This window comes from Streptomyces sp. GbtcB7 (genome assembly GCF_019091445.1).
In the GTDB taxonomy this organism is placed as follows: Bacteria; Actinomycetota; Actinomycetes; order Streptomycetales; family Streptomycetaceae; genus Streptomyces; species Streptomyces mirabilis.
Map to the genome: position 1 here is coordinate 1 of NZ_JAGXJM010000050.1, position 13,019 is coordinate 13,019.

Annotated in this window: 13 protein-coding genes; 9 read left to right on the forward strand and 4 right to left on the reverse strand. The window is 69.0% G+C overall.

Features of this window, described 5'->3' with window-relative positions; genetic code table 11:
- Positions 1–153: VOC family protein (locus tag KVT44_RS48085; protein ID WP_302832205.1), on the forward strand; the 153-nt coding region annotated here is incomplete at its 5' end.
- A 106-nt stretch (positions 154–259) separates the two neighbouring features.
- On the opposite strand, the gene KVT44_RS48090 is transcribed toward KVT44_RS48085, so the two are convergent.
- Positions 260–1,465 carry an epoxide hydrolase gene (locus KVT44_RS48090; RefSeq protein ID WP_308314323.1) on the reverse strand — a complete coding sequence of 402 codons (1,206 nt, stop codon included), beginning with the start codon at positions 1,463–1,465 and terminating at the stop codon, positions 260–262.
- Between the two features lie 508 nt (positions 1,466–1,973).
- Positions 1,974–2,402, reverse strand: a complete 429-nt coding sequence (gene tnpA, locus KVT44_RS48095; RefSeq protein ID WP_217574692.1) for an IS200/IS605 family transposase — start codon at positions 2,400–2,402, stop codon at positions 1,974–1,976.
- 387 nt (positions 2,403–2,789) lie between these two features.
- On the opposite strand from tnpA, the gene KVT44_RS48100 reads away from it, so the two are divergent.
- Positions 2,790–3,680 carry a transposase gene (locus tag KVT44_RS48100; RefSeq protein WP_308314324.1) on the forward strand — a complete coding sequence of 297 codons (891 nt, stop codon included), beginning with the start codon at positions 2,790–2,792 and terminating at the stop codon, positions 3,678–3,680.
- Positions 3,681–4,103: 423 nt separating this feature from the next.
- On the opposite strand, the gene KVT44_RS48105 is transcribed toward KVT44_RS48100, so the two are convergent.
- Complete coding sequence (locus tag KVT44_RS48105) at positions 4,104–4,298, reverse strand: hypothetical protein (RefSeq protein ID WP_217574695.1); 195 nt, start codon at positions 4,296–4,298, stop codon at positions 4,104–4,106.
- A gap of 103 nt (positions 4,299–4,401) precedes the next feature.
- On the opposite strand from KVT44_RS48105, the gene KVT44_RS48110 reads away from it, so the two are divergent.
- Genes KVT44_RS48110 through KVT44_RS48120 form a run of 3 tightly spaced genes read left to right on the forward strand, consistent with a single transcriptional unit; the run spans position 4,402 to position 8,368 of the window.
- Entirely contained in the window at positions 4,402–5,118 is a 717-nt protein-coding gene (locus KVT44_RS48110; protein WP_217574697.1) for a FadR/GntR family transcriptional regulator, read from the forward strand.
- Complete coding sequence (locus tag KVT44_RS48115) at positions 5,115–6,509, forward strand: hypothetical protein (protein ID WP_308314325.1); 1,395 nt, start codon at positions 5,115–5,117, stop codon at positions 6,507–6,509. Before KVT44_RS48110 ends, KVT44_RS48115 begins: the two co-directional genes overlap by 4 nt.
- The gene (locus KVT44_RS48120; RefSeq protein ID WP_217574699.1) at positions 6,506–8,368 is read left to right on the forward strand and encodes a GMC family oxidoreductase; all 1,863 of its coding nucleotides are present in this window, start codon (positions 6,506–6,508) and stop codon (positions 8,366–8,368) included. Before KVT44_RS48115 ends, KVT44_RS48120 begins: the two co-directional genes overlap by 4 nt.
- 1,066 nt (positions 8,369–9,434) lie before the next feature.
- Here the strand turns inward: KVT44_RS48120 and KVT44_RS48125 are convergent.
- Complete coding sequence (locus KVT44_RS48125) at positions 9,435–10,508, reverse strand: alkene reductase (protein ID WP_217574701.1); 1,074 nt, start codon at positions 10,506–10,508, stop codon at positions 9,435–9,437.
- Between the two features lie 117 nt (positions 10,509–10,625).
- On the opposite strand from KVT44_RS48125, the gene KVT44_RS48130 reads away from it, so the two are divergent.
- From KVT44_RS48130 to KVT44_RS48140, 4 genes are all read left to right on the forward strand, one after another.
- A complete protein-coding gene (locus tag KVT44_RS48130; RefSeq protein WP_217574703.1) occupies positions 10,626–11,003 on the forward strand; it encodes a MerR family transcriptional regulator in 378 nt (125 codons plus the stop codon).
- A 925-nt stretch (positions 11,004–11,928) separates the two neighbouring features.
- Entirely contained in the window at positions 11,929–12,144 is a 216-nt protein-coding gene (locus KVT44_RS59140; protein WP_254650888.1) for a hypothetical protein, read from the forward strand.
- 42 nt (positions 12,145–12,186) lie between these two features.
- Positions 12,187–12,366, forward strand: coding sequence for a hypothetical protein (locus KVT44_RS59145; protein WP_254650889.1), 180 nt, complete (start codon positions 12,187–12,189; stop codon positions 12,364–12,366).
- A 48-nt stretch (positions 12,367–12,414) separates the two neighbouring features.
- A complete protein-coding gene (locus KVT44_RS48140) occupies positions 12,415–12,957 on the forward strand; it encodes a GNAT family N-acetyltransferase (RefSeq protein WP_190174701.1) in 543 nt (180 codons plus the stop codon).
- Positions 12,958–13,019: the final 62 nt, after the last annotated feature.

The following is a 13,019-nucleotide window of genomic DNA, read 5'->3' on the forward strand; positions in this document are numbered from 1 at the left end:
GACGGCAGCACCGAGGACGAGGTGACCAGATTGCTCGGCCTCGGCGCCACCACGACGGATGTGGGCCAGGGCTCAGAGCGAAACTGGGTGGTCATGGCAGACCCCGAGGGCAACGAGTTCTGCGTCCTGCGCACCCTGGCACCGCAGAGCTAAACCGCGAGCGGGCACCCGCACCCCGTCACACACCGCAACTATCACGTTGCCGAGAAGACCTCAGTGATCGTCGACCGCTCGTCGAAAGGCGACTTCTGTCGACAGCCTACTTTCCTGCTTTTCTCTGGGAGTTGCGCAGTGACGAGAATGCGGCCCGGAGTTCGTCTGTGAAGATGCCCGGGACCTCCCAGGCCGCGAAGTGGCCGCCGCTACGGGCCTTGTGGTAATAGAAGAGGTCGTGGTAAGCGCGTGACGCCCAGCTGCGCGGGGCCTGGTAGATCTCGCCGGGGAACACCGTGATGGCGGCCGGGATGGACACGGACACGGCGTTGAAGTTGTTGGCGTTGTTCTCCCAGTAAAGACGCGACGAGGAGACCGCGGTGTTCGTCACCCAGTACAGGGTGATGTCGTTGAGCATCTCGTCCTTGGTGAGTACGCGCTCGGGGTGGCCGCCGCTGTAGGTCCAGGCCGCGAACTTGTCGTACATCCAGGCGGCCAATCCGGCGGGCGAGTCCGTCAGTCCGTATCCCTCGGTCTGCGGACGGGTGACCATCATGGCCGAGTAGCCGGATCCAGTTTTGTAGAAGGCGGCCAGCTGGTTGTAGGCGGCCTTCTCGTCGGGGCTGAGACCGGCGGGTACGGGGTCACCGCAGGCGAGCTTCTTCGCGATGTCCGGCGGCACGGTGGCCGGGAAGTTGACGTGGATTCCGAGCAGCCCGGGGGGTTTCTGTACGGCCATCTTGTCCGAAATCACAGCACCCCAGTCCCCGCCCTGGGAAACGTAGTGCTCGTACCCCAGACGCTCCATCAGCACGGCCCAGGCGCGAGCGATGCGGTCGGGGTTCCACCCGGTGGTCGTCGGCCGTTCCGAGAAGCCGTAGCCAGGCATCGACGGTATGACGAGGTGAAAGGCGTCCTCGGCGCGGCCCCCGTGGGCCGTGGGGTTGCTGAGCGGCCCGATGACCTTCAAGAACTCCAGAATGGAGCCGGGCCAGCCATGGGTCAAGATGATCGGCAAGGCATCCGCGTGGCGGGAGCGGACGTGGATGAACTGTATGTCGAGTCCGTCGATCTCTGTTATGTACATCGGCAGAGAGTTGAGTGTCTCCTCGATGTTCCGCCAGTTGTACGTCGTTCCCCAGTAGTGGGTGAGTTCCTTCATCGTGGCCAGCTGGACACCCTGGGACTGATCGCGGACGGTTTCCCGGTCGGGCCATCGTGTCGCCTTGATGCGTCGACGAAGATCAGTCAGATCCTGCTCCGGAATATGCACGCGGAACGGGCGGATGCTTTGCCTCTCACTTGCCGACACCGGCTTTCCGGATTCCCCCCAGGCTCGCAGACCGAAAGCCCCTGTCGCCGCCACGGTCGCGACGGTCGCCGATGTGGAGATGAAATTCCGACGGGAATACGAACGGAGAAAATCGGGCATGACGGATCTCCCTGAATTCCTGCGTCCGGAGTCGCAGAGTGTGCAGAAGGAGCGCTTCCTCGATGAGACTTCCACTCGCCGGCGCGGACATGAATCGTGCGCACACCGAGGCTGCACCAAAGGTGTACCGAATCGAGCGTGGAGTCGCACGGCACCTAGGCGCTCATGCCACGCGACAGGCCTATTACTGCCCGTAACGTTATGTTTCGCGCTGTGAGCATGCAACTCGAACGAGTGACGATGCCGACGCCGACGATGCGCCCACCTGGGATCTTGGATGCCATCCCTTGTTCTTCGCAGGGAATCGGGGCCTTGAGGCCGGGCGGGAATGCGGTCCTCGGTCTGGAGGCGCGAAGCGCCGGAGTTCTCTGGGTCTGCGGGGTGGCGGTCAGGCTGGGCGCTTCTGGCTGTCGATGTAGTCCTTGACGATGCTCAGCGGTGCGCCGCCGCAGGAGCCCGCGAAGTAGGACGGGGACCAGAACACGGGCCCGGCGCCGATCCGGTTGATCCGGCCGCTGTACTCCGCGCGTAGGTAGCGGGAGCTGACGCCCTTGAGGGAGTTGACGAGTTTGGACAGGGCGATTTTCGGCGGGTAGTGGACGAGCAGGTGGACGTGATCGCCTTCGCCGTTGAACTCCCGCAGCTGTGCGCCGAACCTCTCGCATACGTCCCGCATGATCGTCTCGCAGCGTGTCAGCATGTCGCCGTTGAAGACTTCACGCCGGTACTTGGTGACGAACACCAAGTGTGCATGGAGGTTATAGATGACGTGGTTTCCCCGACGGATATCGGGATCCGGTTCCCAGCGTGATGACATACGCCAAATGTGCAAATGTAATAGGATTGGGTGAACTCGACCGGAGGGGGCGGGTGTTGGGGTGATCCGTGCGTACAAGTTCCTCATGCGGCCCACCGTTCCGTCAGGAGCAGGCGCTGTCTGAGATGCTGCGGGATCACTGCTCCCTCTACAACGGGGCGTTGCAGGAACGCCGCGACGCCTATCGCCACAGCTCGAAGACGAGCGTCAGGTACGGGGACCAGTCCGCGCAGCTCAAGGGGATCAGGGCGTTCGACCCGGAGCGTCAGGGCCGCTGGTCGTTCTCCTCGCAGCGGGCGACGCTGCGCCGTCTCGACAAGGCGATGCAGGCGTTTTTCCGCCGGGCCAAGTCCGGCGACAGTCCCGGGCTACCCGCGTTTCCGTGGGGTGACCTGGTTCGACACGGTGGACTTTCCCAAGGACGGGGACGGCTGCCCGTGGGACTCCGCCCCGCACGACCCCGTTACCCGCCTCCGCTTCCAGGGCGTCGGCCACGTCAGGGTCAACCGGCACCGCGCCGTGGCCGGCCGGGTCAAGACCGTGTCGGTCAAGCGTGAGGGCCGTAAGTGGTTCGTCGTGCTGAGTGCCGAGCAGGACCAGCCGGAGCCGCTGCCCGCGACCGGCTCCGTGGTCGGGATCGACCTGGGCAGCGCGAACTTCCTCGCCGACTCCAATGGCGGGTTCGTGCCCAACCCGCGCCACGGCCGACGGGCAACCCAGAAGCGCCAGGCAGCGCAGCGGGCACTGTCCCGGTTCCCGCGACGTACGGCGAAGGACCGTACCGCCAGCCATCAGCGCGCGGTGGAGAAGGTCGCTCAGTTCCACGGCACGGTGCGTCGCCGGCGGCTCGACCACGCACACAAGACCGCGCTCGGTCTGGTCCGCGCGCATGACTTCATCGCGCACGAAGACCTCAGGATCCGCAGCATGAGCAAGGCCCCCGCGCCGAAGCCCGGCCCCGGCCGGCCGGGCGCCTTCTTGTCCAACGGGGGCTGCCGTCAAGGCCGGGCTCAACATGTCGATCAGCGATGCCGGTTGGGGGTGTTCCTGACGATCCTGCACGCCAGGGCTGAAAGCGCCGGACGGGAAGTGATCGCCGTGGACCCCCGCAACACCTCCCGCACCTGCCCCGCATGCGGGCACATGGCGAAGGAGAACCGGCCCACACAGGAAAAGTTCCACTGCGTCGCCTGCGGCCACAACGCGCACGCCGACACAGTGGGAGCCACCAACGTTCTACGGGCCGGGCTGGTCCGTCGCAACGCCAACCCGGCATAGCGAGAAGCCCCCGGCTTCAGCCGGGGGGAGGAGTCACATAGGGGCATGGCTCCGTCGGTCACGGCAGGCTCGGCGCTGAGGCAGTCGAACAGGTGCACGCAAGGGGCCCGCCCGGCCGTGGCCGGCGCCTTCGGACACCGGGGGCACGGGCCCAACCGCCGTGCGGGAGCGGGCGGGTTGCCGGTCGGCGGCGGGTGCCGGGGACGGACGGCGGCAATTCGGCGGACACGCGTCCCGTTTCGCCGACGAGCCCGTCGTCCACCGGCTGATCCGATCGGGCCGTTCACGGCGGAAAGGTGTGGCGGCCCGCCATTTCATGGTCATTCGGTGTTCGCCTCTTCCGGAAACGATGCGCCGATTCGTCCGAGCCCGCCCCCCCGGACGAATCCATCTCACATGAAACGCATCGCGACGAGGGCGGCCTCACCCGCGCCGTGCGGAGTTCGGGCTGCAGGGGCGCTCGCGGCCGGCTGCGATGGAGAGGACCGAGCACACAGCGTCCGGGATCTCCGTCGTCGCGTGCCGGGCGGTCTGCTCGGCGGAGTTGCGAATGCCCGCCGTGGCGGTCACCGGGGCCGCGCCCGGTTCGGCGGCGGCACCGCGAAGAACCGACGTCAAAGCGCGTAGCACCGCCGCTGTCCCGGCCGCTCTCATTGACGCCGTGTCATCAACAGTGGTTCAGTGGCTGAGCCACTGAACCACTGAACCATTGGGGGCCGGAGTGGAGGCACTGCCACGCGAGACGATCGTCGACGTGCTGGAGAAGCGGCTGCGCGAGGACATCCTCGCCGGGCGTCATCCCGCCGGGAGCTATCTGCCTCCCGAACGTGAACTCGCCGACGGATTCGGGGTCACCCGCACCTCCCTCAAGCACGCCTTCGGCCGACTGGCGCACGCCGGGCTGCTGGAGACGCGCCACGGAGTGGGTACCCGGGTACGGGATTTCCTGCGCCTGGGCGGGGCGGACCTCCTGCCGATGCTCGTGCGCCACAGCCCCGACTGGATCGGTGAGATCTTCGAAGTCCGGCGCAGCATCGGTGAGTTGATCGTGGCACGCGCAGCGACCCGTGCCACGGCGGCCCAGGTCGCCGAACTGCGTCTGCTGCTGGCGGCCGTCGGGGATGCGGCGGGGGGCGAGCCCGTGCAGCTGGCGGACGTGGAGGTGCACCGTGCACTGGCCCGTGCCACGGGCAACCGGGTGTACGTCCTGCTGACCAACACCCTGTTCAACGCGTACCTGCCGGTGCGCGGGGCACTGGTCGGGCCCTTCGAGGATCCCCGGGCCGCTCATGACCGTCTGGCACCGGTCGTCGAGGCGGTGGCCGCCGGCGACCAGGAGGCGGCCCGCACCGCCGCGGGCGACTATCTGTCGGCCACGGAACGCATCATGCTCGAGGGGCTGGCACGCTCCCGCGGACGCCGGGAAGGTGCCCTGTGAGCTCACACGGGACGGTGTTCAAGGAGACCATGCTGGGCCGTGTGCGCCTGGCCGACGAGGACGGCGACCGCCCTGTGCGGCTGGACCTGCTGGCCCGTGCCGACGCTGTGCTGCTGCCCCACCGCATGACGCGGGCGCACGTGAGCGGACGGGTACGCATAGCGGGACGGGCCGACGACGCCGAAGCCGAGGGCGAGCTGGAGATTGCGCCCCTGTCGCGCCGCAGGATCCGCTACCGGATCACCTTCGCCATGGAAGGTCGGCGCCTCACTCTGGACGGCTGGAAGTCGGTGTCGCCCAAGCGTCCGCTCGCCTCGCTGACCGTACTGCCGTACACCCTGTACGAGGACGGTGACCGCGTGGGCGAGGGCACGCTGCGCTTCCCCCTCGCCACCGGCCTGCTGCCCTTCCTCGCGAGCTTCCGGTTCCCTCGTGCGGCCGCGTCCCCTGCCGACAGGCATCTGACGTCGCGCTGGGACGGCACACCGGGGCGGACCGAGGTCTGGTACACGACCCTGACCGATCCGGCCACCGACAGCGGGATCTGGCTGCACCACGAACTGGTGGCGCCCTCTGACGGTTCCGCTGCCTACGCGCACGGCTGGATCGCCGTCTTCCCCAAGGACGGCCCCGCCGAACACACACGATTCGGCCCCGTACCTTGGACGGCGCATCCGGAGGGCTTCACCGCCGAGGGCATCCGCGTCCGACCCGGCCGGCTCACCGGCTCCGCCGGGACGTTCACCTGGGCACTCACCGAGAGCCCCGAAGGTCCGCCGCTTCACACCTTCCCCCGCTGGTCCTGGCGACGTCCCTGGCTGCCGGCCTCACACATGCTCCCCGCCGCCCGCGCCCGCTACAGCGGAACCATCCGCTACGGCACCGGTGAGCTGCGGCTGGACGACGCTCCAGGAGCCGGCGCCCGCATCTACGGCCACGGCAACGCCCGCCGCTGGGCCTGGCTCCACGCCGACCTGGGTGGCGGCGACGTCCTGGAAATCATCGCCGCGGTATCCATGCGACGCGGACTCGACAGGCTGCCGCCCCTGGTCTTCCTGCGCCTGCACCGAAACGGCCGTACCTGGCCTCGGCGCGCGGAACGCTCTGCCGTGGGCTGGGCGGGCATCGGCCGGTTCCGCGCGGACATCCGCCTGCCCGAGTGGCGGGTCGAGGGCAGGGCGGGCCTGAGCCGCATACAGGTGACGGTTACCCAGCCGCCGCAACAGACACTGACGCTCGGCTACACCGACCCCGACGGCTCCACCGCGGTCTGCCGCAACAGCGAGAGGGCGGACGCGGTGGTCAGCCTGGAGCGCTGGTGGGGCACATGGCGGCGGGAGGCTGTATGGCGGCTGTCGGGCACCGCGCACGCGGAGGTCGGCGACCGATGAACTCCCGAGGTCCCACCGCCTTGGCGGGACTTGCCGCCGCCCTGCTCGCGGACGACGGCACCTCCGCGTGGACTCGGGCCGTGCCGCGCAGGGCCGAGATGCTGCTCGACGCCATGCCCGCTCCGGTACGGACGGCCGTGCGCGCCGCGGCCGCGGCGATCGACGCCTACACCGTGGCCCGAACGGGCAGGCGGCTGTCCGCGCTGAGCGCGGCGCAACGGGAGGAGGTCATGGGCTCGCTCGGTTCCCACCGGGCCCTGCTGCCGCTCCTGGACGCGGTCAAAGTACCGCTGCTGCTGGCGGCCGGTACCGAACGGACGCTGCATCAGCACCGCCCGGCGCCCCTGGCGTCCGGCCCCGACGACCCGCCGCTCGACTGTACGCCGTCCCGCGACTGGCCCACGCGTTCGAGCGCCGACGCCGTCGTTGTCGGCTCGGGCGCCGGCGGAGCCATGGCCGCCCGGACACTCGCCCGCGTCGGGATGCGTGTCGTCGTCCTCGAGGAGGGGGAGCACCACACCAGTGCGTCGTTCGGGCGCCGGGCCCCGCTCGACCGCTTCACCGACCTGTACCGGGACGGCGGCGCGACGATCGCCCTCGGCAGCCCCCCGCTGGTCGTGCCCGTGGGCCGCGCGGTCGGCGGTACCACTGTCGTCAACTCCGGAACGTGCTATCGCACACCGGACCACGTCCTCACCCGCTGGCTGGACCATCACGGCTTCGCGGCGGCCGAAGGCTTCGACGTCCACCTCGACGAGGTGGAACGCACCCTGCAGGTGGCACCCCAGCCGCTGCAGGTGCTGGGCAACAACGGGCTGCTCGCACTGGCCGGAGCGAAGGCGCTCGGCTGGGCCGCGGCACCCCTGCGTCGCAACGCCCCGGGTTGCAGGGGCTCTTGCCAGTGTGTCGTCGGCTGCCCCACCGGTGCCAAACAGAGCGTCCAGCTGTCCGTGCTTCCCGAGGCCTGCGCGTCCGGCGCTCGCATCGTGACCGGCGCTCGCGTCCGGCGGATCCTCGTCGACCGCGACCGGCCGGGCGGTCCACGAGCTGCCGGGGTGCTGGTTCGCCGCCCGGACGGCAGCGAACTGGAGATCCTCAGCCCCTTGGTCGTGGTCGCCGCGGGGGCCCTGCAGACCCCGCCGCTACTGCGCCGCTCCGGCCTCGGGGGACACCCGCGGCTCGGCCGCAACCTCAGCGTGCACCCGGCGATCAGCGTCGCGGGACGCTTCGGCCGCCCGGTCACCGGCTGGAAGGGCGTCCTGCAGAGCGTCGGCGTGGAGCACCTGCGCGACGACGGCATCCTGATCGAAGCCACCGCGGCGCCGGCAGGCATGAGTTCGTTCGTACTGCCCGGTATCGGACGCGAGCTGCGCCGCGAACTGGAAGGGACGGATCAGCTGGCGACACTCGGTGCCATGATCGCCGACCGGCCCTCGGGGCGTGTCCTCGGCAGGGACCGCACATTGCTGCGCTACGATCTGGCGCCGCGCGACGCCGGCCGCCTGCTCCGGGCCCAACGGGCCATGGGCCGCCTGCTGTTCGCGGCGGGCGCCGAGGAGGTGCTGACCGGTGTACCGCAGGTGCCGCGAGCCCGCACCCCGGCTCAGCTCGAGGCGCTGCTGGACACGGTGACCGCGCGGCATCTGCATGTGTCCGCGTTTCACCCCACGGGTACGGCGGCTGCCGGTGCCGACCCCGAGCGGTCACCCGCCGACCCGGACGGGCGCCTGCGCGGCGTCGACGGCGTGCTGATCTCAGACGGCTCCGTGCTGCCCAGTTGTCCGGAGGTGAATCCGCAACTGAGCATCATGGCGGCCGCCCTGGCCGTCGCCGAACGCTTCGTGACGAAGGCGTCGTGAACAGCTGTCGCCGTCCGCGGTGCGCCGCCGCTCCGGCCTGCGCTTGCCGTAAACCCCATCCACGCTGGTCACCCCGTATATGGGTACGCGTGCAGGATGCCGCCGAGCCGTTCGTGCCGACGTATGTCGAGGCGGGTGATCTTCGCCGGATCGGCGAGGGGTGCGGGCAGCGGGCGCAGTGCGGCGGCGTTCGCGATGCCCTGATGGGGCCGATGGCCGTTGTAGAACCTTCCGAACTGCCGCAGGGCGTGGAGCAGATGGCGCTGGTTCCAGATTCAGGGTCCGGTCCAGCAGCTCGCGGCGGCAGGCCCGTACCCACCTCTCCATGATCGAGTTCATCCGCGGCATCCGGACGCCGCTGAGCACGACCTCGGTCCCCGCATCTGCGAGGACGGTGTCGAACAGGTGAGGCAACTTCCGTCCCGATCCCGGATGAGGAACCGCGCCTGGCAGCCCGCGTCCTCGAGGTCCATGACCGGATTCCTTGCGGCCTGCACCACCCGGGAAGCGGTCGGGTGCGCGGTCGCACCCAAGACCCGGCTCCGTCGGTTGGCGTCAGTAGCTCGCGAGCCTTGAGAGGTCACCGTGTGGTGGCTCGCACCACCAACACCAGCGAGTGCTCAGGGCGATGGTTGTTGACGGTGGTGGCGGTCGAGAGGACCCCGGGCGCCGCGCGGTCTGAGACGAGGCGTTGCTCGCCTGTTGATCTGAAGGCGTCCGCCCGGGCCTGTGCGACCGCCACCACCACGAGCACGGGGCCACCCGCCGCTCTATGAACGGGCCTGTCAGCGGGTGACATGAGGCATCAGGCCCCGCGCTCGAACAAACCCAGCGAGTCCACCGGACAGCACCGGACCGTTGGAAAGGAATCAGCTGGTCTGGTCCGCCAGGTTGTCCGAGGGCAGGTGTCGTTGTTGCGGGTGGCGCCTCTGGCGTCGGGGTGCCGGTACTGCCTGACGTGTTCCACTCTCGTGAGTGCAGGGCTGGGGCAGCTGGCGGGAGTGCTCGTGAGCGAGGCTGAGCACCACCGCCCGCGCTGGTTTCGCTCGTTCGCCGCAGCTCGGAATCAACCCGCGTACTGGTGGGCCGAGTAGGTCAGGTAGCCCGCGTCACCGCCCTGGTAATACGTGGCCTCGTCGACGGGGGCGATCGGAAGTCCGCCCCGCAGCCGCTCGACCAGGTCGGGGTTGGCGAGGAATGCGCGGCCGAAGCTGATGAGATCGGCGCCCAGGCCGAGCCAGTGGTCGGCGTCGTCCCGGCTGGTCTGCTTCGGTCCCATCGGAAGGACGGGGTTCATGACGAGGGTGCCCGGCCACGCTCGCCGCAGGGCGACGAGCATTTCTTCGTCGGCGGTGGCTTCGAGGTGCACATAGGCCAGCCCGAGGGGGGCCAGTTCGGTCAGCAGCGCGGTGTAGAGCTCGCGGACGTCGCTCTCCTGAACTCCCCAGAAGGTCCCGCCCGGTGAGAAGCGGATGCCGGTCCTGTCCCCGCCGACGGCCTCGACGGTGGCGGCGACGGCCTCGACGGCGAACCTGATCCGGTTGGCGACCGGGCCTCCGTAGCGGTCGGTGCGCAGGTTGGCGTTGGACGAGAGGAACTGCGAGATCAGGTAGCCGTTGGCGCCGTGGAGTTCCACGCCGTCGAAGCCCGCGTCGACGGCGCGGTGCGCGGCTTCGGCGTACGACCGCGCATGTTCCGGCACTTCGGCGGTGTCCAGCGCGCGCGGCGTCGGGGCGGGCTGGAGTCCGGTCGGGGTGAACACGTCGCCGACGGCGGGGACGGCTGAGGGCCCGACCGGCTGCAGGCCGGTGGTGTCGGAATGTGAGACCCGGCCGCCGTGCATGAGCTGGGCGAAGATGCGGCCGCCGTTGGCGTGGACGGCGGCGGTCACGGGGCGCCATGCCTCGACCTGCTCGTCGGTGTGCAGTCCCGGTGTACCCGGGTTGGACTGCCCGATCGCGCTCGGCTGCACGCCCTCGCTCACGATCAGCCCGGCTGTGGCCCGCTGGGCGTAGTAGGTCGCCATCGACGACGTCGCCAGGCCACCGGCGGCGGCCCGGACCCGGGTCATCGGGGCCATGACCATCCGGTTGGGCAGCGTGAGGCCGCCGAGCCGGTAGCTGGTGAAGAGGGTCGTCATGTCGGGACTCCTTCGCGTTCCGCCGTGCCCGCACCTCGGGCACGGCGGCTACGCTAAAACCTCACACTGACGTCAGAGGCAAGGGTCTGTGACGCAGAACTCAGCCGGGAGGACTTTGTGCGGATCGGGGAGCTCGCATCACGTGCCGGAGTCAGTGTCCGGTCCGTGCGCTACTACGAGGAGCAGGGGCTGCTCACCAGTACCCGTAGTCCGAGCGGGCAGCGGCACTACACGGAGGGCGAGGTCGAGCGGGTCGCGTTCATCCAGCGGTTGTACGCCGCCGGCCTGTCCAGCCGCACCATCACCGAGCTGCTGCCCTGCGTCGACGCGCCCAGCGAGGAAAACTCCGACTCTGCGCTGGAGCGGATGGCACTGGAGCGCGAGCGGCTCTCCACGCACATCGCCGACCTCGTGCGGACCAGGGACACGCTCGACGGGCTGATGGCCAGGGCCCGGGCGCACCGGGAACAGCTGGGGAAGGCTGCGGTCGGCTGACTGGGGGAGGGGTTCGTAGGTCGGCACCGGCTCCTTCGGGAAGCGCGCGGCCCCCGGTGGTTGCCGGGACTGTCTGGGGTCGAGTCTGTATAGGGGCGGGGCTCGTTGGCGGTGTGTGGGTGTTGGCGTTTGTGGGTGCTTTCTGAGTCCGAGTTCGGGGTGGTGTTGGAGTCGGACCGGAGAGCGATGACACTCGTCCGTCGGCCGGGGCCGGTTCCCGTCTGGCGGGGTAGCGTTCGATCGAGCATCCGGCGCTTGAGCCAGCCGTGCTTTCGGAAGAAACTGCGCCTCGGTCGCGAGAAGGGGCAAACCGCCTTCAACACCTCTCAGGGCGCGGTAGCTTCAACACACCGCAAGTACGAGGGGGCGCTGGTGGATCGGGGATGAGGTTGCTCAGCAGGACAGTGCTCCGGCGTATCGCCCCATCTTTGTATGGGACCGCTGCTGTTCTTTTCGTGGCCTGATCGCCTGGGGTTACCACGGCCGTGACGGCTCAGCGGGCCGTGTCAACGCCTGCGCGAACGGTGTGGACTGCGCTGCGCCACCAGACACTTGGTACAGCCGACTCCCACCGGTGGCTCGGCCAGTGCAGGTAACCCCCCGCCATTGACGGCGCCGACTGTCGCCACGGCGCCGACCGTCGTCCAGTACGGGCCCGTGCAGACCGCGTCCACAACCGGCCCGACGGGGCGAAGTGCATCGAGGAAGCCGTCATCCCGCCCGGCCACACCGGACCCCTGATCGACCGCTGCCAGCCCGGCCGCTGCCCCAACAGCGTGATCACCCCCGAGCACCTGAAGATCTGGCGAAGCGAGGAGACCAGCCTGCTGACCCTGCTGGAGACACCGAAGCTCCCCCGATGCCGCCGAGATCAGCTCAACCACCACCTCGACGACGTCCGATCTGTGATCCGGAGGGCCGAGAAATGACCGGCACCCGCGTCTCCGGCCAAGCCGAGAAAGCCCTGCGAGCCGCCATGGAACGGCTCCTGGCAGGCAAGCCCACCCGCACCGACGGACGCCTGATCAAGGAAAACCTCTACAGAGAAGCCGGCGTCAGCAGGGCCACAATGAACCGGGCCCCCGACATCCTCACCGAGTGGAACGAGCGGACGGCCGCGACCGGCGCACGCACCCCATGAGAAGCCCGTCGAGACACCGAACTCGGCGAAGTCCGACGCCAGTTGAAAGAACTGAAACGTGAGCGGACCCAGCTCCAGGGCCGCCTTGACGCAGCAGCCACCGTGATCGCCGCCCTGCACCATGACAACGCGGGCCTCCGTGAGGAACTGGCCGGACGCGGCGCCGTCATCGCGCTCGACGAACGACGCGCCTCCCGAACCGAAACGATCGGCCCATGCTGATCCCGGACCCACCCAGAACTGTCAGTGCTGGGTGCAAGGATCTCCTGCATGAATAGTGGACCCCTCGACCTGCGACAGGTCACAGCCCCAGGTGACGTCACGCCGGAACTCAGGCAAGCACTCATTGGATGCTGGATTGAGGTCACCAACGCCGGCGGAGCAGCAGGATTCCCCTTCCCGCCCATCGACGCGAGCCAGGCCGCCCCTGCGGTCGACTCCCTCATCGAGGGTCTTGTCCCTGAGACGAGCCGCCTCGTGGTCGCATCGATCAACGGCAACCTCGCCGGGTGGCTGAATGTTCGGCGTGATCCCTTTGAGGTCATCTCCCACTGGGGGACGCTCCACCATGTCCAGACACGGACGGGCCTGCGGGGCCGCGGCATCGGGGCTGCTCTCATGAATCACGTTCGTGACATCGCCCGCGACGAGATGGGGCTGGAACAACTCCACTTGGCTGCACGCGGCGGCGTTGGGCTGGAGGACTTCTACGGCCGCTTGGGCTGGAAGGAGATCGGTCGTTGGCCGGGCGCTCTTCGCCTCGCCCCCGGCGATGATCGCGACGAAATCCTGATGATCCTGGCCCCGCTCTGACGCCAAGCATCTGTCTCAACACCATCGCGACAAAAGATCCCGTGTTCGCCCCGATGAACACG